We start from the raw sequence: 21,289 nt of genomic DNA on the forward strand, positions 1-21,289 counted from the left end.
GGCCACTGGAAGACCACGACCTTCACCGGAGCGCTGCGGCTGACGGGCATGACTGCGCCCTTCGTCTACGACGGCGCCATGAACGGCAACGTGTTCCTGGCCTGTCGAGCAGGTGCTGGTCCCTACATTGTCGGAGGGCGACGTAGTCGTCATGGACAACCTGCCCGCCCACAAGGCCGCCGGCGTGCGCGACGCGATTGAGGCCGCAGGCGCGAGCCTGCTCTACTTGCCGCCCTACAGTCCCGACTTCAATCCGATTGAGAACGCCTTCGCCAAACTCAAGGCGCTGCTGCGAGCAAAGGCCGAAAGAACCATCAAGGCTCTCTGGGACGCGGTCGGCGCGGTCGTCGACCTCTTCACCCCAGCCGAATGTGCCAACTACTTCAAAGCCGCAGGATATGAACCGGATTAAACAGGACGTGCTCTAGATCAAGATCGTCGGTCACAAGTGCTGGCGTATATTCGGTTCCTGATGCGGCGGGACAACGTCGTCGCCGCGAGCCCCGATGGATTTTCGCGCGCTTCCACCTCATCGATCCCTAAACGTTAGCCGAAGCCAAACCGGTACACAAACCAGGTCCGGGAAGCGACGAAATGACCGTTTCACCATCTCGTGCCATTTTGCTGCAGTTGCCGGGTGAGACCCTTCTGCTATTCCTTCGTTTTGCCGCTTCGCCTAAAGCAGCTTTAAGCGATGGTGTGTGCTCGTAGAGTGTGCCGCCCGAGAGCATGGCCCACACGATCCTCGCATTCTTGTTTGTGAGCGCGACGGCCGCGACATTGGAATGCCCCTTTGCCGCAGCTTACCGGGCCAGAGACTTCGGGGATCCTGCTTGCCGACTGCTCTACCGAGCGCAGCGCGAGCGCCATGGATCATCAATGTGCGCAGGTAGCGAGCGCCGCGTTTGCTGATACCGAACAGGCGGGCTCGCCCTCCACTGCTGGATCGTTGTTTCGGCACCAGGCCGAGCCAGGCCGCGAACTGACGGCCGTTCTTGAAGCAGGTTCTATTGCCCACGGCGAAGCGCGACACGTCGCCGATCGCCGCCTTCATCGCCAGCGCGACGGTCATGTCGACGCCGGGAATGGTCATCAGCCGCTTCACGCCTTCATCCGCGAGAGCCGAGCGGGCAAGATCGCGTTCGATGACCTGGAGGTCTTCGCCCAATCGGTCGAACTCGCGCAGATGCCGATCGATCGCGAGGCGCTCGTCCTGCGGCACGACCTGCTCGCTCAACCATGACCGGCCCTTAGTGCCGCACAGGTCGGCATGCGGGCAGGACGGGATCAGGTGGCTATGAAGGATCGACTGGATGACGTTCTTCAATCGAGACCTCTGCCGGACAATCTGATTGCGCCGTGTCACCTGTCGACGCAGAGCCTGCGTCGGCTCATCCGGAATCCAGACTTCCGGCAGGAAGCCGCTGGCATAGAGCTGCGCCAGAACGCTGGCATCGATCGTGTCCGTCTTGATCTTGGCATAGGCGATGATGCGCACCTGCTTGGGGTTTGCGATCACCACTTTCTTCACATGCGGCGCCACAACCGCGGCGGCCGAGGACGCGTTGTCCGTCGCCTCGATCCTACGACATCATCCAACGACAGCTTTGCGGCGAAGGCATCCAGCAGATCGCGCCGCATGTCGACACGACCCAGCCGCCTGAGCCTGCCGTCCTCCCAAGCTACCGCCTCGGCGAAGGCGCGATGGATATCCAGTCCGATGATGCGCATGCCCGTTCCTCCTTCTTGGCTCGGTCAAAGACGGGAGCTGGCGGGCAACACGACATCTACTGATCCGCGCTCGCAGCGCATCCGGGAAGTCGCGAGGGGCGGCCATGTAACGAGCTCGGGCTCTCAGCCCACGGTCTATTGACGGCCTGCCTGCACCTTCGTGCTCCCGGTGCCCCACATCCCGGATGGGCTCACCACAAGGCCGTTCCAAGACAAGAACAGCAGGACGAAAAGGCACCACAGATCACATACCGGATAATGGCCAGGTCGAGAGGATGAACAGGACCATCAAGGACGCCACCTTCAAGCGCTTCTATTACGAGAGCCACGATCAGCTGCGCCAGCACCTTGCCGAACTTCGTCACGGCTTCCAACTTCGCCGGCAGGGCTCAAGACCCTCAAAGGTCTCACACCCTACGAGTTCGTCTGCAAGGCATGGACCACTCAGCCCGAACACTTCAGGCTAAATCCGCTCCAGCAAATGCCGGGACCAAACAGCTAGTCGATCAAGAAGCGAGCGCAGTCTCCACCAGGTTCACCCAATAGCCAATGCCATACGGCAGAGCTTCGTCATCGAAGTCGTAGGATGGATTATGGAGGGGGGCGCTTGGCCCGTTGCCCATGAAAATGAAGGCGCCTGGCCGCGCTTCAAGCATGTAGGCGAAATCCTCGGATCCCATGAGCGGCTTGATCTTTGCATCGACGGAAGCCGCACCCACAATGCCAGACGCGGCTTTCACGGCCAGCTCAGTACCTTCAGTTCGGTTCATGGTAATCGGATCATGGCGACGGTAGTTGAGTTCTACATCCCCCCCAAACGCACGGGCGATACTTTCAGCGCATGCGAGGATTCGGCCCTCGGCGAAGTCCCTCAGGGCTGGCGAAAGCGTCCTCACGGTTCCCGCCATCTCCACGCGCTCGGGAACGATATTGTAAGCATCGCCGGCATGGAGCTTGGTGATCGAAATGACCAGCGATTGTAGCGCATCGGTGCCTCGGGATACGAGGGACTGAAGACCAACGATCACGTGTCCGGCTATCATAATCGGATCAATGGTCTGGTGAGGCATTGCTGCATGGCCTCCCTTGCCAACAACAGCTAAGTCGAACTCGTCTAGCGCCGCCAGAATTGGCCCATCGCAAATACCGAACTTGCCGATATCCATACCGGGCATGTTGTGCATGCCAAAGACCTGCGAAATGCCGAAACGGTCCATGATGCCTTCCTCGACCATTCTCTGGCCGCCTAGGGCCCCCTCCTCCGCCGGTTGGAAGATCAAGGCTACGGAACCCTTGAAATTTCGGGTGCCCGCCAAATGTTTCGCAGCACCGAGCAGCATCGCCGTGTGGCCGTCATGGCCACAGGCATGCATCTTGCCTGGAATTTCGGAAGACCATGGCTTGCCGGATGCCTCGCGGATGGGCAATGCGTCCATATCCGCACGCAAGCCGATCGTCGGGCCTTCTCCACCTCCACCCTGGATGACGGCGACAATCCCAGTTTCGGCAATTCCGGTCTCTATATGATTGATGCCGAAGGAGGCCAGCTTTTCGGTGACAAACCGAGCGGTATTATGCACTAGGTAGTCGAGTTCAGGGTTCCGGTGAAGGTAGCGCCGCCACTCGGCGACCTCGCCGTGTAAGGGTTTGAATTCATCAACGCTACGCATGACTGCACTCCACTTTCGCGATCGGAATAGTCCCTGGCGTCGCTGCTTGCCACAGCAGTCACCAGACTCGGACCGTCTCCCCGATCTCCCCATGAAACGCCAGCGTTATGACATTGGCGGGAGACGTATTGTGACATTGGTTGCCACGTCCGTCATTCGTTGCAACAAAGATCGTTCGGCGGGCGGTCCAAGTCAAATGCAGTGTTTATATTGTCGCCATCTGGGTTCGAGATAAAGTTATGCGAAGCGCCCCTTGACCTAAATGCCAATGCTGCGTGCTATGCTGTCGGCCGCCATTCTTTTACGCCACTCGATGGGTCCCGATTGGTGAACGGACTCGCCTTTAACGTCGACTGCCATGATCACCGGCATATCCTGCACCTCGAACTCATAGACCGCCTCCATGCCCAAGTCTTCGAACGCTACCACACGCGCGGACTTAATGGATTTGGATATCAGGTAGGCAGCGCCCCCAACCGCGATGAGGTAAGGCGCCTTATGACGGACAATAGACTCGATGGCGGCTGGCCCCCTCTCCGCCTTACCCACCATTGCGTAGAGACCAGTTTCGGCAAGAATTGTTTCTACGAACCCATCCATGCGGCTTGACGTGGTCGGTCCAGCAGGTCCTACGACCTCATTACCAACTGCGCGTACGGGCCCGACATAGTAGATCACACGTCCCTGCAAATCGACCGGGATCGGTTTTCCCAGCGCGATCAGATCGACCATCCGTCTATGCGCTGCATCCCGGCCCGTCAGTAACTTGCCTGACAAAAGCAGCGTCTCGCCGCATCGCCACGTTGCCGTTTCTTCCCTTGTCAGTGTATCAAGATTAACTCGCCGCACTATTGTACTGCGCAAATCCGCTTCCTCGATTGTGGGCCACATGGAAATGTCCGGCGGCTGAAGTTGAACCGGTCCCGAGCCGTCCAGTGTGAACTTCAAATGCCTGTTTGCAGCACATTGCGGGATCAGGGCGACTGGCTGCGAGGCGGCGTGCGTCGGATATGTAGCAACCTTGACATCAACAACAGTTGTGAGCCCGCCAAGGCCTTGTGCGCCAATTCCTAATGCGTTGATCCTGTCGTATAGTTCCACGCGAAGCGCCTCTTCCGCATTCCTGGCACCCCTTGCAATCAAGTCCGCCATGTCGATGGGTTCGTTCATCGCTTCTTTAGCCAGCAGCATGGCCTTTTCGGCGCTACCCCCAATCCCGACCGAAATCAGGCCAGGTGGGCACCACCCGCTGCCAAGCGACGCTACCGTTTCCACAACCCAGTCGGCGACCGATGCAGCAGGATTAAGCTGGGTGAACCGGGCCTTGTTTTCAGAACCTCCGCCCTTCGCAGCAATCGTAATCTCGACGGTGTTGCCGCGTACGAGATCAACGTGGACAGCCGCCGGCGTGTTGTCCCGCGTGTTGGCGCGTTTCGCGAGCGGGTCGGCAACCACTGACGGTCTGAGCGGATTGTTAGGGTCAAGATAGGCCCGTCTCACACCATCATTGATCAACTCCGAGAAGCTAGCGCTTGAGCGGATTCGGGCGCCAATGCCGACTTTCGCGAATACCACCACCAGGCCTGTGTCCTGGCAGATCGGTCGTCGACCGAACGCCGCCATTCGGGAATTGAGCAATATCTGCCCAATAGCGTTCTTCGCCGACGGGTTTTGCTCCCGTTTATAGGCATCTGACAGGTATTGGATATAGTCCGGAGGGTGATAATACGAGATGTACTGAAGGGCGTCGGCAACGCTCTGCGTAATATCCTCGCCTGTGATGATGCGTGTCTTTGTGGCCACAACTTTACCCGAACGAACCCATCCCATTGATCAGCTTAAGGTTTTGAAAGCTGCGCAAACCCAATTCGCCCCCTTCGTAACCATAGCCACTTTGATTTATGCCCCCGTTGGGGGCGTCGGCGGACACGCCTTTGAGGTAATTTACGCTAACCGCGCCGGCCGCCAGAGCGCTAACCAGTCTAAGTTTTGTATCTGGCGAACTGGTGAAGAAATATGAGGCCAAGCCATATTCCGTCGTGTTGGCCCGCAAGATGGCTTCCTCAAGCGTATCGAAGCTCTCAACAGTCAGCATCGGTCCGAACGGTTCCTCCTTCAAGACTTTTGAATCGGCGGGAACATCGGTCAAGACAGTCGGTGGCCAGAAAAATCCTGGTCGATCTAATCGGGATCCGCCAATCTCGACGTGAGCCCCGCGGTCCACGGCATCCTTCGTTAAACGCTCCATTGCCTCGACGCGCCGGGCATTCGCCATCGGTCCCATTTCCGTCGAGGGATCCTCAGGAGCGCCGATTTTAATTTTCGAGACTATCTCGGTCATTCTGGCAACAAATTCGTTATAGAGCGGCCGCGCGACCAAAACCCGACTGGGAGCGTTGCAGCTTTGGCCGGCGCACTCGAATTTGTATTCTGCGATAATCGGAATCGCCTGAGCGAGATCCGCGTCATCGCACACGATGACAGGGGAATGGCCGCCAAGTTCCAACACACAACGCTGCAGGTTGTTCGCCGCCAGCTTCGCTAGCTGTTTGCCTACGCCCGTAGAGCCGGTGAATGTAAGGACCTTTACCACCGTCGATCCCAGAAGGTGCTCGGAAATCTGGGCCGGGACGCCGAACACGAGATTGACCACGCCGACCGGTATTCCGGCCTCCTGCAAGGACTGCACGATAAAAACAGCCGCGCTCGGCGTCTCCTCTGCGCCTTTCAAAATGACCGGACAGCCTGCAGCCAGCGGCGCGGCCAACTTGCGAGCGTTCAGGACGGCAGGATAGTTCCACGGGGTGAATGCGGCGACGACACCTATCGCCTCGGGAACGATCATACGGCCTGGGCCCATTGGAATGGGTTTTGATAGTTGTTCCGCAAGCTTGCCGTTCCACTCGAGGGTTTCCACGGCGCGTTCATACTCGCCCTTTGCTTCCGCGATCGTCTTGCCCTGCTCGCGGGTGAGCGACTTGGCAGCGGCATCCATCCTGCCCTTAAGAATCCCAGCCGCCTTCACGAGAATTGCGCCCCGGTCCCCCGCGGGCAAAGCGGCCCAAGCTTCTCGGGCGCGTTCGGCCGAAGCGAGAGCCTCGTCCAGATCTGACACGGATGCCGAAGCGACTTGCCCAAAAACCTGCTCAGTTGCTGGATTGATCAACGGCAGCTTCTTTCCATCACTGGCGGCGCGCCACATGCCATTGATGAACAGCTCATAGCTCGTGTCGCCCAAGATCCGTTGCTCCGCCTGATTGGTAATTTCGGCGTAGGAACTCTAACATCATGGATCCTGCGCATCCGCACTTTCAGCGTGGTCGAGGCGGCCGGTCAAATACCGAATAATGTCGAGATCCATCTTGAATCGAGATCAACGCCCGTTCGTGACTTGGTATGGGGTCACGACTCGAGGGGTAGTGTGGCAGGCCACTTCCCGCTTTCAATAAGGTTTTTGACAACCTTCGGTATCAGCTTGCGCACAGCAGCTACAGCTAGAGAGCGTTCATCCTTGGGATTCGCTGCCAGCACAACAGAACGGGTGATCACGGGATCAACGATCCTGACCGTCCTGGCCAATCCCTGTAACGCCTCTTTCTGGATCGCTGATGGAGTCAGTATCGAGTACGCGCGTCCTTCCGTGACCATATTAATGATAGTGGAGAGCGAATCCACTTCGAACCGGACGTCCAGCTTGCAACCGTGCTGCGCCACCGCATCCGCGACGGACCGCCTAACGTTGTTGTTTCGCATTGGCACGGCGAGAGGAAAGGCGTGAAGGTCGGCAAGACGGATCGAATCGTCGAACGGAGGTAGTTCCGGAGGTACCACCAGGCAAAATTCCTCTCGCGCGAGGACTGTCATTTGCCCTGTACTTTCCGCCGTTCGATAAAGCACAGCGAGACTGAAGCGACCGGCGCTCATCCATTCCTCGAGAGGGCCCGTCATGCCTTCCACCATTTTAAGAGCAACCCCCGGCAGTTCGCTCCTTGCTGCTGCCAGAAGTTCGCCACTTAGGACGCGGGCGGCCCCCGATGGTATGCCAAGTGTCACCTCTCCCGAAGGCGAAGAAACCGTATTGGTCAGTTCGGCTTTCGTAAGCTGTATCTCCCTGAGGATTGTTCGCGCGTGCTCGAGCAGCTTTGCGCCGGAATCGGTTACGCTAACGCCGGTCCTATCACGGACTAGCAGGCGGGTGCCGAAGCTTTCCTCTAGCTGACGAACGTGCAGGCTAAGGGCGCTTTGCGCCACGTTCAACTGGGCCGAGGCCCTCGTGAAGCTTCCCGCTTCGACGACGCCGACGAAATACCTGAGCTGCCTGATTTCCACGATCTTAGCATTCCACGTTCGGTCCTGACCGTATCAGGAGCCTGATCGGCTGAAGCTATCTTGAAACGCGATGGTGGAGAAGCTTTATAACGCGCAATGTTGCCGCGCACTTGCCAGCAGAGACGTCCCGTGGCCGAGCGAACCGCCTCAGCTGCTTCCCGCTAGTGCGAGCATCTCCCGCGCGCGCCGTACTACCGGCGGATCAATCATTTTGCCGGCCACCGCAAAGGCGCTGTTGCCCTGTTCAGCAGCTTGGTGGTTCGCTGTCACCACACGACGCGCCCACTCGAGTTCTTCAACGGTCGGCGAAAAAGCCTCATTGAGAATGGCAACCTGCGACGGGTGTATGGCCAAAGCCCCGGCAAATCCGAGGCGCCGCGCGTGCGTTGCAACCTGCCGGAACTTCTGAGTATTAGAGAAATCCCCAATACCTCCTATAAAACCCAGCGGAAGAATGCCTGCAGCACGTGCGGCGAAAAGTACCGAAAGGTTGGGGCCAAGCAGAAGGTCAAAATCCGGGGCCGCGCCAACGGCTGCGCTAAAATCCTCCGGACCAAGCGCCATAGCAGCCATCCTCGGGTGTGCGCCAGCGATCTGCGGTAGGCGCAACAGAGCCGCCGGCGTCTCGATCTGCGCCAAGAGTTTGATCGCGCCGGGCACAAGTCCTCTTTCGCACTCGAGTTCCCCGATTGCCCCAGCGACTTCCACTATCCATTCGGCGGAATCTACCTTGGGAAGTACCAGCCCATGCACCCCTGGGACGATCGAGACCTCCAAGTCTGCGGCCAAACTTCGCAAGCCGCGGTTGACACGAACCAAAACGGACGCGCCGCGGCTGCCAACCTGCGCCACGGACGCGGAGAGTTGCCGCCGAGCTTCGGATTTTCGGTCTTGGGGAACCGCATCCTCAAGATCCAAAATGATCCCGTCCGCTCCGCGTTCGTTGGCCTTCTCGATGAACCGATCGACATGGGCAGGGACAAAAAGTAACGATTTCCAACGAGGAACGGGATTCCCCTGGTGCAGACCCGGACCTGGCATTTGATGCATAGAGTAGCCTTGTAGTGGGAATCATCTCAAGGAAAATGCCGGCGGATCCCAATCCACTATGCGCGAGGCACCCGCTGTGCAGCGTGCTCGTGGGCACCTGGAGCGAATTCCTCTCGGATCGCCGCCGTATGGGCGCCCAGCCCAGGGACTTGTCGTAGCGACACCGGCTCCGAGTTGACGATTGCGGCGGGCGCGATCAAATTTATGTCTCCTCCGGGTGTGTTGACGGTAACCCTGCGGACATGAGGATGCTGTGAAACGTCCATCATTTCGTTCAGCCGACCATAGGCGAGGCCTGCCGCCTCAAGCCCTTGCATCGCCTTGTCGCTGGACAATTCCGAGAAGCGGCTCTTGATGATTTCATCGAGGGGAGGTCGGTTACCCAGCCGCTCCATGTTGTCAGCAAAACCCGGCGCGCGCACGAGCTCCGGCTGCTTAAGAAATTTGGTGCAGAAGTTCACCCATTCTCGGTCATTCTGGACCGAGAAGATAACATCCTTGCCGTCGGAACAGCGATATGCGCCGTAGGGCGCCAACGACGGATGGTTCACACCGGCGCGCACCGTTTGATAATTGCTGTAATCATGTTGCAACACGGGCACGTTCATCCAGTCGGCGATAGCATCGAACAGCGAGACTTGAACGCCGGCGCCCTCGCCAGTCCGTTCTCGGTGATAGAGCGCCTGGACTATGGCTGCGTGGGCTGTCATGCCTGCAGAAATGTCGCATACTGATACGCCAACTCGAGCCGGTCCTTCCGCATTGCCGGTAATAGCGCATAATCCGGTTTCAGCTTGAACGATAAGATCGTAGGCCTTCAGGTGGGAGAATACGCCTCCGTCTCCGAATCCGGAAATGTCGCACGTGATCAGCCGGGGGAAGCGTCGGCGAAGCTTCGCTGATCCGAACCCGAGTTTACCAATGCTGCCGGGCTTGAGGTTTTGGATAAAGACATCGGCGGACGCGATGATCGAGTCGAGGACAGCGCGATCGTTCTCAAGGGTGAGATCCAGACAAACAGACTCCTTGCCACGGTTAAGCCAGACAAAGTAAGCGCTCTGCCCCTTGACCAGCTTGTCATAGTTGCGAGCGAAGTCTCCTTCGGGTCTTTCGACCTTGATGACGCGCGCGCCAGCATCCGCGAGGCGCGACGAAGCGTATGGCGCAGCAACAGCCTGTTCGACCGCGACAACCGTGATGCCTTCCAGCATCTGCTTCATGCTGCCACCACGCCCTTGACGTGCTGCCCGGGTTGAGCACGTCGTTTGTCCAGCAGGGCAAGCAGCCTGCTCTGCTCATTGCCAACGATCGAGAACCCCTCATCCACGCCCATACCGGGTTTTGCCAGCATCATGTCGGCCTGTGTCCCGACTGCGATGTGGACCGACGATCGTGCTGAAAGGTCGGTCTCGGCGCAGCTTCCGCCCACATAGGCGCCAACCTTGTTCTCCTTGCAAACGAGCACTGCCCGCGCCGTGTCCGCAATCGAGCCGACGTCAGGCATCTTGATCTGGACTAGATGGGCTGCCTTCGCCTCAGCGAACTGACGTATGTCGTCGAGAGTGTTACAGCGCTCGTCCACCACGACACGGGCATTAGAGCCTCGCCTGTCCAGAATCGATATTAGACTCGCATAATTTTCCAATTGGGCCTGCGTCGAACCATAGTCGGCCGGGCATTCAATGTTCAGCCTGAAATCAGGAACTTTCTCTGCAAGTCGCGATATGAAATCGGCGATCTCTTGGGGTGCCATGCCAACAGCGAGGCCGATCCAACCGTATACGTCAAAGTGCAATACAGGCTGGTATCCCGGTTGGCCTATCTTGCGGATACGATCTGCGACCCACGTGACGAATTCGACGAAGGTCCGACCTCCAGGTCCAAACTTGTCACGAGAATTGATCAGCCCATGGGGCAGCACATCCACCCCCTTCAAGATCATTTTGTCCACATTGATCTCGCGAGAATCACCAGTCTGGCAGAAGATCGGTACCCTGCAATCTGGAAGGGGCAGACCGAACTCTGAGCAAACAATCTCGGCCATTGAGCAGCCTCTAAGGTGCGCGGCGGCTCTAAGGAGCGCTTGGCTCACGCCATATTCTAGGGATAGGGGCAGCCTCTTCTGATCAGGATAGGAAAACACATTCGCGCAGGCTTGCAGAAAGTGAGAGGCATCAACTTCCAGAAGCCTGGGAACCACTATTCGGGCCGAGAGGTCGGATATCTCCGTGACGTCGAACAACGGATCACGACCAGAGGCTCCGGAGTACTGGACGCTCATCATGTCACCCCAGACCACTGTCTCATCCGTGAGGACGAGGCCGACGCCGAGTGTGGCAGCCGGGACACGGATTGAACTGAACCCTGGAGTGAGGGGCTTGCCTGTATAGATGAAGCCGTCTTGGTCCGCCCCGGCCCTAATAGCCGCTTGGTCGTCATAAAAGAAAGCACCGTTTCCGGGAGCCAGTATGACGTCCTTGATCTGCACTTGGTTCCATCCAATTCGTGTTGGATCAGAGTCGTGGCGAGCACTACACCTCAGGTCGCCTACACATAGATATGAGCCATCAAGAGCTCGGATTGCCAATATAAAGTCCGGGACGGTCCCATCGCATTCCTAGATACTAAAAGCTGTCCGTTAGGCGCGTGACTGGAGAGGCGAAGGCTACCCTTGACCCGCTCCCCGACCTACATTGTGCATAGAGGCCTGCGATTTGGCGCCGCAGACTCGCTCCCCGGCCGCGCGACATTCGATTTAGGTCAGTTGATCGCTTCAGCGACCACGAAATCCGCCACCTCGCCGAGCGTCTTCTTGGTTCTGGTCACTACTTCGAGGGCCTGTTCCTCAGTAATAATGAGCGGCGGACAGAAGATAAGCTGATCTCCGACAACGCGAACGATCAGATTGTTGGCCAATGCCGATGCGAATGCCTTTCCGCCGGCTTTTCCGAACTGCTGGAATCCTTTCCGAGACGATTTGTCAGGGACCATCTCGACCGCTGCCATAAGGCCCACGCCGCGGACGTCACCGACAAGAGGATGGTCCATTAGCCGCTGCAGGTTCTCCATGAAGACCTTTCCCACTCGCGCCGAGTTGCCGATCAGGTCTCGCTCCTCAATAATCTTGAGGTTCTCGAGGGCGACCGCCGTTGCGACCGGATGCCCGGTCGTCGTGTAGCCATGACCCCACGTTCCGATCTTTGCGGTGTTGTCAGCGATAATGTTGTAGATTTCCTCCGTAAAGAGGATCGCCGCAAGCGGCATGTAAGAAGACGTCAGCTGCTTTGAGGTCACCATGATGTCAGGTTTGAATGCATAATAGGTGGATCCAAACATGGTGCCCAGACGTCCGAAACCATTCACGACCTCATCCGCTACAAGGAAGATATCGTACTTGCGGCAAAGCGCCTCTACGCCCTGCCAGTACCCGGCGGGTGGGGCGAGCACGCCTGCCGCAGCCATCAGAGGCTCGCCGATGAAGGCGGCGATGGTTTCTGGACCTTCGCGCAGGATTGTGTCCTCGATCTCCTTGAGCAACCGCGCAGAAAACTCACCCTCGGTCTCGCCCTCGAAGCCAGACGTGCGCAAATGCGGTGTCGTGAGGTGGATCACCGGTATGATCGGCATGTCGAAATCGCGATGGTTGTTGGGAAGGCCAGTCAGGCTGCCAGAAACCATCGTAATGCCGTGGTAGCCTTTCGCGCGTGCAAGAAATTTCTTTTTCTCGGGGCGGCCACGGGCGTTGTTCACATACCAAACCATCTTCACGACGGTATCGTTAGCTTCGGATCCCGAATTCGTAAACGACACACGCGTAATGTGTTCGGGGGACAGTTCAACTAGTTTCTCTGCCAAGCGGATGTTCGGCTCATGGCTCATATGGTTGAAAGTATGGTAAAATGGCAGTTTCTGCATCTGCCTGGTCGCCGCCTCAACCAGCCGCGGTTCGTTAAACCCGACAGCTACAGACCATAGGCCGGCAAAACTTTCAATGTACTGCTTTCCAGCAACGTCATAGACGTAAATGCCCTCGCCACGGTCCATAATTAGCGGACCTTTCTGCTCATGCAAGCGGGCGTTAGTAAAAGGGTGGAGGCCTGTTGCGATATCCATCGCGGCCAAAGAATTAGATAGGCGGTTACCCGTGCTCATCTTACTGCTCCGGTAGTGCGGATTTCAAGCTCAGGCGGAGCAGCGCTTTCACCTCGGAAGCCTTCGCGCCGTCAGGCCGACAACCGTGACAACCGATTGCCGACCGCAGGCAAATTCTATTAGTCACGTCTGTGGGTCAACAGGGGAATCGAGATCACGACCATCTCGAAACCAGATCCACCCACTGGGCAGCGCGCCAGGTCATCAGGCTCGTCATCGTATCATCTGGTTTCGAGATTGCCCGAATCTTGAAATTGCGTTTGACTAGAGGCCCTCGTTTTCCCAACGAATACCGCCCGTCACCCATCCACGGTTTGACGTTCAGTCGGGGTCCAATACGGGAGTCACCTCAGTGCCCGCCACAAAGCTCAATTTTAGTCTAGACGAATATCGGACGCGGCTTGGTAAGACCCGAGCCGAAATGCAGAAGCGCGGCATCAACACGCTCATCGTCAGTGAACCCGCGAATATGGCCTGGTTGACAGGCTACGATGGCTGGTCCTTTTACGTCCATCAGGCAGTCATCGTACCTCCGGAAGGTGATCCCATTTGGTGGGGTCGGATCGTCGATGAAAACGGCGCTAACCGGACTGTTTACTTCTCAGCCGATAACGTCGTTTGCTATGCCGACCGCTTCGTGCATGCGACCGACTGTCATCCGATGGAAGAGCTTTGCAAGCTGTTGAGCAGCCGCAAGCTCGACAAGGGCGTAATCGGGGTGGAATTGGACAATTATTGGTTTTCTGCCGCCGCATATGAGGTTTTGAAGGCGGGCCTGCCCAATGTGAAGTTTGTAGATGCGGGGGTGCTCGTGAACTGGCAGCGAGCGGTCAAAAGCCCCCAAGAAATCGAATTTATGCGCCGCGCGGGCAAGATCGTCACGCTAATGCACGAGCGGATCGTGGAGATGATGGAACCCGGGATGCGCAAATGCGACCTTGTCGCTGAAATCTATGATGCTGCGATCCGGGGAACACCCGAGTTCGGAGGCGATTACCCGTCGGCTGTCCCAATGCTCCCGTCGGGGGCTGACGCCTCGGCGTGTCACCTAACCTGGGACGATCAGCCGTTACGCAAAAATGAGGGCACCTTTTTCGAGATCGCAGGTGTTTATAAGCGTTATCACGCGCCGACTGCACGCACGGTGTTCCTCGGCAAGCCTCCCCAGAAGTGGTTTGACGCCGAGAAGGCGACCCTCGAGGGGATGGAGGCAGGTCTTCAATTTGCGAGGCCGGGCGCAACCTGCGAGGACTGGGCGAAGGCATTCTTCGATGTCCTCAAAAGATACGGCCTGACCAAGAGCAACCGGACGGGCTACCCGATCGGACTGTCGTATCCGCCGGACTGGGGCGAACATACCATGAGCCTGCGGCCAGGTGACAAAACTGTGCTGGAGCCCGGCATGACGTTCCACTTTATGACAGCCCTCTGGTTTGAGGATTGGGGCATCGAAATTACTGAAACCGTCCTGATCACTCCGAACGGGAACGAATGCCTTTCGAACGTTCCTCGGAAGCTGTTCGTGAAGAATTGAATTTCCACGGCTAACGACAACGCTCCCGGCCGGGAGCGTTGTCGTTAGCATTTAAGCTCTGAATACCGCGCGCCACCCTGCTTCACCGAGTGACTGAACGGCGCAATCCCCGATCGGGCCGCGCGGCGGATGAGGCGCCGCCCCAAAATTCGACCCAAAAATTCTATCAACTCGGACAGTCGCCGGCCAGCGCACGTTGTGACACGGCACAACTCCGAGCGCCGAGAACGCGGAAAGCGTCAGCTCGGGCGGCGCTTGACCTCAAGGCTTTGTGCGCCACGCGGCGTGAACGCCCTCCCCGTCATCCAACACTTGCATGGTGCAGCGTGGATCAGAAGAGCTTGGGGCCGACCTTTCCACCCTGACGGTCAAACAAAGACTGGCGGGTCTCCGCCATCTGTCCGACTGGACAGCGATCAGCCAGGGGAGGCCGAGCAACCCCGTCCACACGGTGCGCGCTCCGACATAGTCGGCGCATGCCGCAAAACACCCGTCCTTGCCTTGCCCCGAGAGAAGCCCAGCAACTGTTCGGACGGCATGCCAGCCGACACAATTGCTGCGATCGAGCGCTTACGCAACGCTCCGCGCCTAATTTGTGTCGCTGCTTAGCACCCCTGCCAACGTCATGTGGTATCAGCCGCAAGGGACATCAGCGAAGCCCGGCAGTTCGTCCGGGCTCGTGCCTGCCAGAATCTGTCCGGAGTAGCCATCATCGCGACCGGCCTGGGCTCGCCATGGCAAAGCACCCGGCAAAACTACGTCAGCGGCGCAGGGGCTTTACCGCCTTACAGTAGGCTTCACTTCGGCAGGCCTGCCAGTAGGAACTCTGCCAGCGAGACAATGTTGAACACAGGTATTCGCGTGACGGACTTCAAGTGGGGAATGAAAGCGCAAAGCGCCGCGCACTCTACCAGCAGGAAGCCAAGGTCGTGCTGCATCAGGCCATTCACGACAAATGTGATGTCGGTTTTGATCTGCTCGACTTCATAGATCGCGTCATCGCGTGCCATGTCCGCCCACGACTGGGTGCCCTGCAAGCCGCCGATGGCCACCGCGTCCGGATCGAATTGGGGCCATGCCGCGCGCAAGTGCGCGTCGGTGAGCTTGTCCGCGTCGTAAGTCAGCAACCCTATCTTCCTTCCCGGCGAAAGGAGCGCGTGGAGCAGGGGCAGGAGCATGAGGCTCGAAAGTGCAGCCGGGATTCGGACATTCTGCTGCACTGCTGACTGGTAAGCGATTGAATAGCCACAGTTTGTGATCAAGAAGTCGGAACCGCTCGTCTCCAATTGTTTCGCGCAGTCCACGAAGGCCGGCGTATACTCGGGCAAGGCTGAGAGGATCTGCGGGACCCAAATCCCCTTTACAGCGCTCTCCTTCACCTCGCAGTTGAAGGTCTCGGGGTGGGCAAGTGAGCCGACCAGCCGGTCTGGCTCGGTTTCGAGCATCATAATGCCGACTGTGCCACTCGGTCGTCCCGAGCCTGTTCCTGAATTCATCGCGACACCCTTATGAATGTTGGTTTGGGAATACGAGGACGTCCCCGGGAGCGAAAATCGCCTGGACGAGAGTGCCCGGCTCAAATCCGACCGCCGTTCGGGCATTCTTGCGGATCGCAAGAAGTCTCGATTTGTCTGCATATTCAATGACTACATGGATGTCGGCGCCCAAGGGTGCAACATCGACTACGGTACCGGGGATTCTGTTAAGGCCACTATCCTTCACTGCGGCATCGGCAGCGACGATCTCGATGTTTTCCGGCCTCACGCAGAGGATAGCGTCCCCATCGCGCCTTTGGCGCGAGCTGCGGATTTCAAGTCCTTGACCAATTAGGTAGTTGGTTGATCCGTCCTGCAACCGGCCCCGCGCGCTACCGTTGAACCAATTCGAGCGGCCGACGAATTCGGCGACGAACCGGTCGGCAGGGGCATCGTAAATTTCGATTGGTGTGCCCCGCTGGGCGATTTTCCCCGCGCGCATCACGATCACTTCGTCACCGAGGCTGAGAGCCTCTTCCTGATCGTGGGTGACGACAATCGTGGTTGTGCCGACCGAACGCAGGATCTCCTTCAATTCCACGCGCAACTCGAGGCGCAGTTTCGCATCGAGCGCGGACAGGGGCTCATCGAGGAGAATGATCTGCGGATCGGTTGCAAGAGCACGCGCCAAAGCCACGCGTTGCTGTTGCCCGCCGCTCATTTGGGTGGGGTATCTGTCGTCCATGCCATTCAGCTGGACCAGCGACAGCATCTTCTTCACTCGAACGGGAATCTCCCCTGCCGATCTGCCACGCCGCCGCAGCCCATAGGCAACGTTCTGGGCAACTGTCATGTGGGGAAAAAGTGCATAGTCCTGAAACAGGAGGCCTACGTTGCGCTCGTACGGCTTCAATTGACCAACGTTCTCGCCTGCTATCCTGACGATCCCGTCACCAGGGGAAGTGAACCCGGCAATAATCCGCAAGGTCGTTGTCTTACCGCAACCGCTAGGCCCAAGTAGCGAGAGCACCTTGCCTTCTTCGACACTAAGCGAAAGATCGTCTACGGCAGTGAACGCTCCGTACTTTTTGGTAACGTGCTCAAGTTCAAGGATGTTCATTTGCTCATCCTGTAAATGCCTTGGCCGATTGCTCGTTCGAGGCCGATAACGCGGTCCAGCACGATGAGGAGGATCACCGTGACGGCCATTAGCCCCACGGCGGCGGCGGCAATAGTCAGATCAAACTTCGACTTCATCAGGCTTATAAGCGCGACAGGAAGAGTGTAGGTGTTGAAATCGCTGAGGAAGAGACTGATGGCCACGTCATCCATGGAGAAGGCGAACGCAAAAATGGCGCCGGCGGCGATGCCATTCTTTGCCAGCGGCAGGGTGATTGTGAAGAACGCCTGCGATTCCGTCGCACCCAGGCTCAAGGCCGCTTCACGTAGACTGGCGCCAATGCCGGTCAGCCCGATCAAGGTCATTCTCACCGTATAGGGCATGGTAATGATTAGGTGGCTGGCAAGCAACTTCACGAAGGCTGGCAGCGGGGCTAGTAAGGAAAAGAACATCAGGAGTGCGAAGCCGATGATAACACCCGGCAGCACAAGAGGAGACAGGAAAATCGTTGTGACAAGATCACGCCAACGGGGGCTCATCCGGTTAATCGCCAGGGCAGCCAGCGCACCGGTCACGCTCGCGACGATCGTCGCCGAGGTCGCCAACAGCAAGCTGGTTTTAAAGCCCCCCCATATATAGGAGTGGTTCCACAAGTTTATGAACCACCTCAACGACATGGCCGGCGGGGGAAATGTGCCGATGTAGTCGCGCGAGTCGAAGGCGATCAGCGCCGTCACGAGCACAGGGAGCAGCAGGAATACCACAGTGACCGCGATGAGGCCTCTAACCGCCCAGACGAGAATGGTGTCGGCTTGCCTTTTGCTGATCATGGTGGTCCTCATGTGCGGTCGAGCCGTGTCGCAAGCCTGGACATGATGAAGACGAGCAAGAAGGAAAAGATCATCATGACAATTGATATGGCCGCCCCACTTGGATAGTTGGTGACTTCGCTGAAGCGGCTGTAGATCAGGTTGGAAATGAAAAGGACACGACCGCGGCCCAAGATCCATGGGATGGCGAAGGCACTGATCCCCAATGTCATGGACACGAGAAAGGCCGAAACCAGCCCGCGGATGCAAAGTGGCGCCGTAACGGTGAGGTGGGCTGTCAATGCCGAGGCACCGAGCGACTGAGCGGCTTCGGTCAGACGCGGGTTCAGATTTTGGACGGACCCGATAAGGATCAAGATTGACATCGGTATGGCATAGTGCAGCAGGCCGACGGTAATAACAAAATAGGTATACGGACGGCCGTTCGTGTTAATCGACAGTGCTGACATAAATGGTCCCAGGATGCCGGTGGAACCGAAGGTGAGCTGGATGGCGTACACACGCACCAAGGCACTGAGGAACATCAGCCCGACAATCACGAATATAGATGCCTTGCGTGCCCAAGGCTGCGCCTCGCGCGCAATATAGTAGGCGATGGGAAAGGCGAAGATGATTGCTAGCAGTGAAGCGGTCAACGCCAGCAGGTAGGTCTGGATGAAGTACCGGACGTAAACTGGAAGGAAGATTTCGGTGTAGTTCGCGGTTGTGAGCGGCGCTCCCGTCACGGAGCCGATCCGACCCGGTATATAGGTGCGGAAGCTCTCATCGAGCACCGTGAGCATCGGCAGAAACAGGAAGAGGGAGAACACGGCTATCGCCGGGAACATCAACAATATCTGCGATCTATTGGTCTGCATTCACTCACTCCCACTGGGATGCCGAAACCCAGCGAATCTATACAATCTCGTTATGCCAACGTTTTCAAAAGGGATAATTGCATCAGCTGCCTTCGGGGCTCCAAAACATTTACCCATTTCTGCAACAAGTCTCATTCGGCGCGCGCGCCTGCCGATCTTTCGTTCAAGATAAAGCTTTTGCTGCCCATCGCGTCGTTGCCTGCCCTAAGCGTGGCATTTTCGCGCGGGCAAGCGTTCCACCCTTCCAGTGGGGTCGCCTCGAATGCAGGCGACCCCAACAGGGTCCCTACAGAAGGGGTACTATCTCCTGCTCCCAGCGCTTGTTCCAAGCGTCCGCCTGTTCGGTGATGTATGCCCAGTCCGGTATGTAAACGAACTGTTCCATCTCCTCGTTGTTGAACACCATGTGCTGCACGGCGGGATCCGTTTTCGATTTCACGTTAACGGGTATACCTGAGATGTCCCGGTTGAATTCCGTATTGTTCTCGGGAGCGATAGCGAAGTTGGCGAACTTGAAAGCCGCGGCCGTGTTGCCGCCTTTCAGCACGCACCAACCCTCTTGGTACAGGAAGGTGCGGAAGCCCGATTGCTTGGCCATCTTGGACAGGTGCCTGATCTTGAAATTGCGTGCAAGGCTGGTCGGGTTCGTGCCGCCCGCAAAACTGACGCAGGTCTCTCCTGAACTGATCGAGTTCATGATGTCGGTGTCGGCGCTCGCGACGCGCCCGATATTGCCGCTTTTCGCCAACTGCTTCACGAAGTCCCAGCCTGGCTCCATGTTCCGTTCATCGCCACCTTTGTGCAAGGCCAGCGCGAGCATCTGGAGGTTTGAGCTGAGCGAGGTCGCTGGAAAACATACTTTGCCCGCGAGCCGTGGATCGAGCAGATCGTCGATCTTCGTGATTTCGAAAGGAGTGGTGTCTTCCCGGTAGAACCAGTAGACCGAGGAAATCGTACGCGGTATATTGACTATGTTCCCCGCATTATCCTTCACCAGCAGCTTTTGTGGGATATCGGCGAGGTTTGGCACCTTCTCAAGGGTGACAGGCTCGGCCCAGCCCTCGCGGGCGACCGCCTGCCATGACGGATCCCAGCCGGACAGCAGATTGATGCCTGGGTGCGGCCAACCGGCCTTGATCTTCGGTAAAATGGCCATGGCTCCGCCGGCGTGCAGTTGCCAATTGATCTCGACATCTGACTGCTTTGCGGCAAGCTTCTTCATCTGGTCGATGTAAGGATCACCCCATTCGACCGCAGTGATCGTCTCGGTAGCCCGGGCCCTGCCGGGGCCCGCGAACGAAAGCTCAGTAGTGAGGGCGGCAGCCGAAGCTGCACCCTGCAGAAGTAAGCGACGTGAGATTGTGGACATGGTTGTTCCCCTTTGTTGTCCTTTAGCCTACGTTGAATTGAGCCATGCACTAGATATGAAGGTATCCTTCAGTTGAAATTCATCGCCTCACCCGCCTCTGAGGGTGTGGCTTAGTTGAACCGAGCCTTGTCGATGACATGTTCGAGCGGCATTCCTTCCACCCAGCGCCCGAGGTTCTCAATGTATTTGGCAGCGGTGCGATCTTCCCAGTCGTGAAGGTCCCCCGACATATGTGGTGAGACGAAGACCTGCTCCATACTCCAAAATGGGTGGTCATTCGGAAGAGGTTCGACTGCGAAGACATCGAGCCCGGCTGTGCCAACCTGACCCTCGCGAAGTGCGGCGATGAGCGCGTCCTCGTCCACCAGCCCGCCCCCGCCGATGTTGATAAAGCACGCACCGCGCTTCATTTGGGAGAACCTGGTCTTGTCCATGATACCGGTAGTAGCGGAGGTAAGCGGAAGGCAAAGTATGACCGCATCCGCCGACGGGAGCAGGGTCTCAAGGTCGTCCATCGCGTGGATGTGGCCGAAGACCGGGTCGTCTGCGACCGCCCGCCGGCCCACGGCGATTACATGGACCCCGACGGCATTCAACATTTTGAAGATTTCTTTGCCGATTGCGCCAGGTCCGATGACGACCACGGTCTGGCCGCGCAGGAGACCCGTCAAGCGCCAGTTCCATTCCTTCGCACGCTGGGACTCCCATGTTGTCCGGAAATCCTTGGCTACCATCAACAGTATGCCCAGGACGTATTCAGCGATGGGATACTCAAACACGCCGCGCGTATGTGTCACGACGATGTCCGAGGCTACGATTTCAGGCGAAACTACAAGGTTGACGCCGACACTGGCGGTGTGGATCCACTCGAGTTTCGGAGGGAGCGGATGATCCTTGATCACCGAGTTGAACGGGTCCCAGAGCAAGAAACCTTCCGCATCCTGGAGCTCTTTGAGGGTATCTTCGTGGCATATGTATACACCACATCTGCTAACTTGCCGGCTTCCTTCAGAGAAGCCGGAGGTTCACCGGCGTTTGCCGGCAGCAGCGCAATCACTTTTTTTCTAGCCATTGCTGTCTCGATTTTTTTCTTTGAGTGGGCCGATGCTTTCATCCTTTCCGGATTGTGCGTGCAACCACAGTATCTCTGAAGACTATGGTAGGCGGGTTTA

The 21,289-nt window shown here is 57.7% G+C and carries 16 protein-coding genes and 3 pseudogenes; 4 read left to right on the forward strand and 15 right to left on the reverse strand.

What is annotated here, in order from left to right; all coding sequences use genetic code 11:
• Positions 1 to 412: pseudogene (locus tag NKI22_RS30215) on the forward strand (IS630 family transposase); the annotation flags it as partial.
• A gap of 127 nt (positions 413 to 539) precedes the next feature.
• Here NKI22_RS30215 and NKI22_RS30220 read toward each other — a convergent pair.
• Positions 540 to 1,731 (reverse strand): annotated as a pseudogene (locus tag NKI22_RS30220) (IS110 family RNA-guided transposase).
• Positions 1,732 to 1,988: 257 nt separating this feature from the next.
• Here NKI22_RS30220 and NKI22_RS30225 point away from each other — a divergent pair.
• A pseudogene (locus NKI22_RS30225) lies at positions 1,989 to 2,233 on the forward strand (IS481 family transposase); the annotation flags it as partial.
• Positions 2,234 to 2,237: 4 nt separating this feature from the next.
• Here the strand turns inward: NKI22_RS30225 and NKI22_RS30230 are convergent.
• The 8 genes from NKI22_RS30230 to NKI22_RS30265 all read right to left on the reverse strand — a co-directional run bounded on the left by NKI22_RS30230 (position 2,238) and on the right by NKI22_RS30265 (position 12,932).
• Positions 2,238 to 3,401, reverse strand: coding sequence for a M20 aminoacylase family protein (locus NKI22_RS30230; RefSeq protein ID WP_352959516.1), 1,164 nt, complete (start codon positions 3,399 to 3,401; stop codon positions 2,238 to 2,240).
• 258 nt (positions 3,402 to 3,659) lie between these two features.
• A complete protein-coding gene (locus NKI22_RS30235; protein ID WP_502897728.1) occupies positions 3,660 to 5,231 on the reverse strand; it encodes a fumarate hydratase in 1,572 nt (523 codons plus the stop codon).
• Positions 5,209 to 6,603 (reverse strand): aldehyde dehydrogenase family protein, encoded by a 1,395-nt coding sequence (locus NKI22_RS30240; RefSeq protein ID WP_352959590.1) that lies wholly within the window; start codon positions 6,601 to 6,603, stop codon positions 5,209 to 5,211. Before NKI22_RS30240 ends, NKI22_RS30235 begins: the two co-directional genes overlap by 23 nt.
• 200 nt (positions 6,604 to 6,803) lie before the next feature.
• On the reverse strand, positions 6,804 to 7,730 hold the full coding sequence (locus tag NKI22_RS30245; protein WP_352959523.1) for a LysR family transcriptional regulator: 927 nt from the start codon (positions 7,728 to 7,730) through the stop codon (positions 6,804 to 6,806).
• 147 nt (positions 7,731 to 7,877) lie between these two features.
• Complete coding sequence (locus NKI22_RS30250; RefSeq protein WP_352959526.1) at positions 7,878 to 8,780, reverse strand: HpcH/HpaI aldolase/citrate lyase family protein; 903 nt, start codon at positions 8,778 to 8,780, stop codon at positions 7,878 to 7,880.
• 56 nt (positions 8,781 to 8,836) lie between these two features.
• Positions 8,837 to 10,000 (reverse strand): CaiB/BaiF CoA transferase family protein, encoded by a 1,164-nt coding sequence (locus tag NKI22_RS30255; RefSeq protein ID WP_352959529.1) that lies wholly within the window; start codon positions 9,998 to 10,000, stop codon positions 8,837 to 8,839.
• On the reverse strand, positions 9,997 to 11,268 hold the full coding sequence (locus NKI22_RS30260) for a methylaspartate ammonia-lyase (protein ID WP_352959532.1): 1,272 nt from the start codon (positions 11,266 to 11,268) through the stop codon (positions 9,997 to 9,999). The genes NKI22_RS30255 and NKI22_RS30260 overlap by 4 nt, the downstream gene beginning before the upstream one ends.
• Positions 11,269 to 11,540: 272 nt before the next feature.
• The gene (locus NKI22_RS30265; RefSeq protein WP_352959535.1) at positions 11,541 to 12,932 is read right to left on the reverse strand and encodes an aspartate aminotransferase family protein; all 1,392 of its coding nucleotides are present in this window, start codon (positions 12,930 to 12,932) and stop codon (positions 11,541 to 11,543) included.
• A 352-nt stretch (positions 12,933 to 13,284) separates the two neighbouring features.
• On the opposite strand from NKI22_RS30265, the gene doeA reads away from it, so the two are divergent.
• The gene (gene doeA, locus NKI22_RS30270) at positions 13,285 to 14,466 is read left to right on the forward strand and encodes an ectoine hydrolase DoeA (protein ID WP_352959538.1); all 1,182 of its coding nucleotides are present in this window, start codon (positions 13,285 to 13,287) and stop codon (positions 14,464 to 14,466) included.
• 797 nt (positions 14,467 to 15,263) lie between these two features.
• Here doeA and NKI22_RS30275 read toward each other — a convergent pair.
• The 6 genes from NKI22_RS30275 to NKI22_RS30300 all read right to left on the reverse strand — a co-directional run bounded on the left by NKI22_RS30275 (position 15,264) and on the right by NKI22_RS30300 (position 21,019).
• Positions 15,264 to 15,914: an aspartate/glutamate racemase family protein gene (locus NKI22_RS30275; protein ID WP_352959541.1), complete on the reverse strand. Its 651-nt coding sequence runs from the start codon at positions 15,912 to 15,914 to the stop codon at positions 15,264 to 15,266.
• A 58-nt stretch (positions 15,915 to 15,972) separates the two neighbouring features.
• Positions 15,973 to 17,061, reverse strand: coding sequence for an ABC transporter ATP-binding protein (locus NKI22_RS30280; protein WP_352959544.1), 1,089 nt, complete (start codon positions 17,059 to 17,061; stop codon positions 15,973 to 15,975).
• Positions 17,058 to 17,891 carry an ABC transporter permease gene (locus NKI22_RS30285; protein WP_352959547.1) on the reverse strand — a complete coding sequence of 278 codons (834 nt, stop codon included), beginning with the start codon at positions 17,889 to 17,891 and terminating at the stop codon, positions 17,058 to 17,060. The genes NKI22_RS30280 and NKI22_RS30285 overlap by 4 nt, the downstream gene beginning before the upstream one ends.
• An 8-nt stretch (positions 17,892 to 17,899) precedes the next feature.
• A complete protein-coding gene (locus NKI22_RS30290; protein ID WP_352959550.1) occupies positions 17,900 to 18,748 on the reverse strand; it encodes an ABC transporter permease in 849 nt (282 codons plus the stop codon).
• A gap of 286 nt (positions 18,749 to 19,034) precedes the next feature.
• On the reverse strand, positions 19,035 to 20,117 hold the full coding sequence (locus tag NKI22_RS30295) for an extracellular solute-binding protein (RefSeq protein ID WP_352959553.1): 1,083 nt from the start codon (positions 20,115 to 20,117) through the stop codon (positions 19,035 to 19,037).
• Positions 20,118 to 20,227: 110 nt separating this feature from the next.
• On the reverse strand, positions 20,228 to 21,019 hold the full coding sequence (locus NKI22_RS30300; protein ID WP_352959556.1) for a D-2-hydroxyacid dehydrogenase: 792 nt from the start codon (positions 21,017 to 21,019) through the stop codon (positions 20,228 to 20,230).
• Between NKI22_RS30300 and NKI22_RS30305 the strand changes: the two genes are divergently transcribed.
• Positions 21,005 to 21,268, forward strand: coding sequence for a hypothetical protein (locus tag NKI22_RS30305; protein ID WP_352959559.1), 264 nt, complete (start codon positions 21,005 to 21,007; stop codon positions 21,266 to 21,268). The two genes, NKI22_RS30300 and NKI22_RS30305, sit on opposite strands and share 15 nt — an antisense overlap.
• Positions 21,269 to 21,289: the final 21 nt, after the last annotated feature.

This window comes from Mesorhizobium sp. M0778 (assembly GCF_040320105.1).
GTDB lineage: Bacteria > Pseudomonadota > Alphaproteobacteria > Rhizobiales > Rhizobiaceae > Mesorhizobium.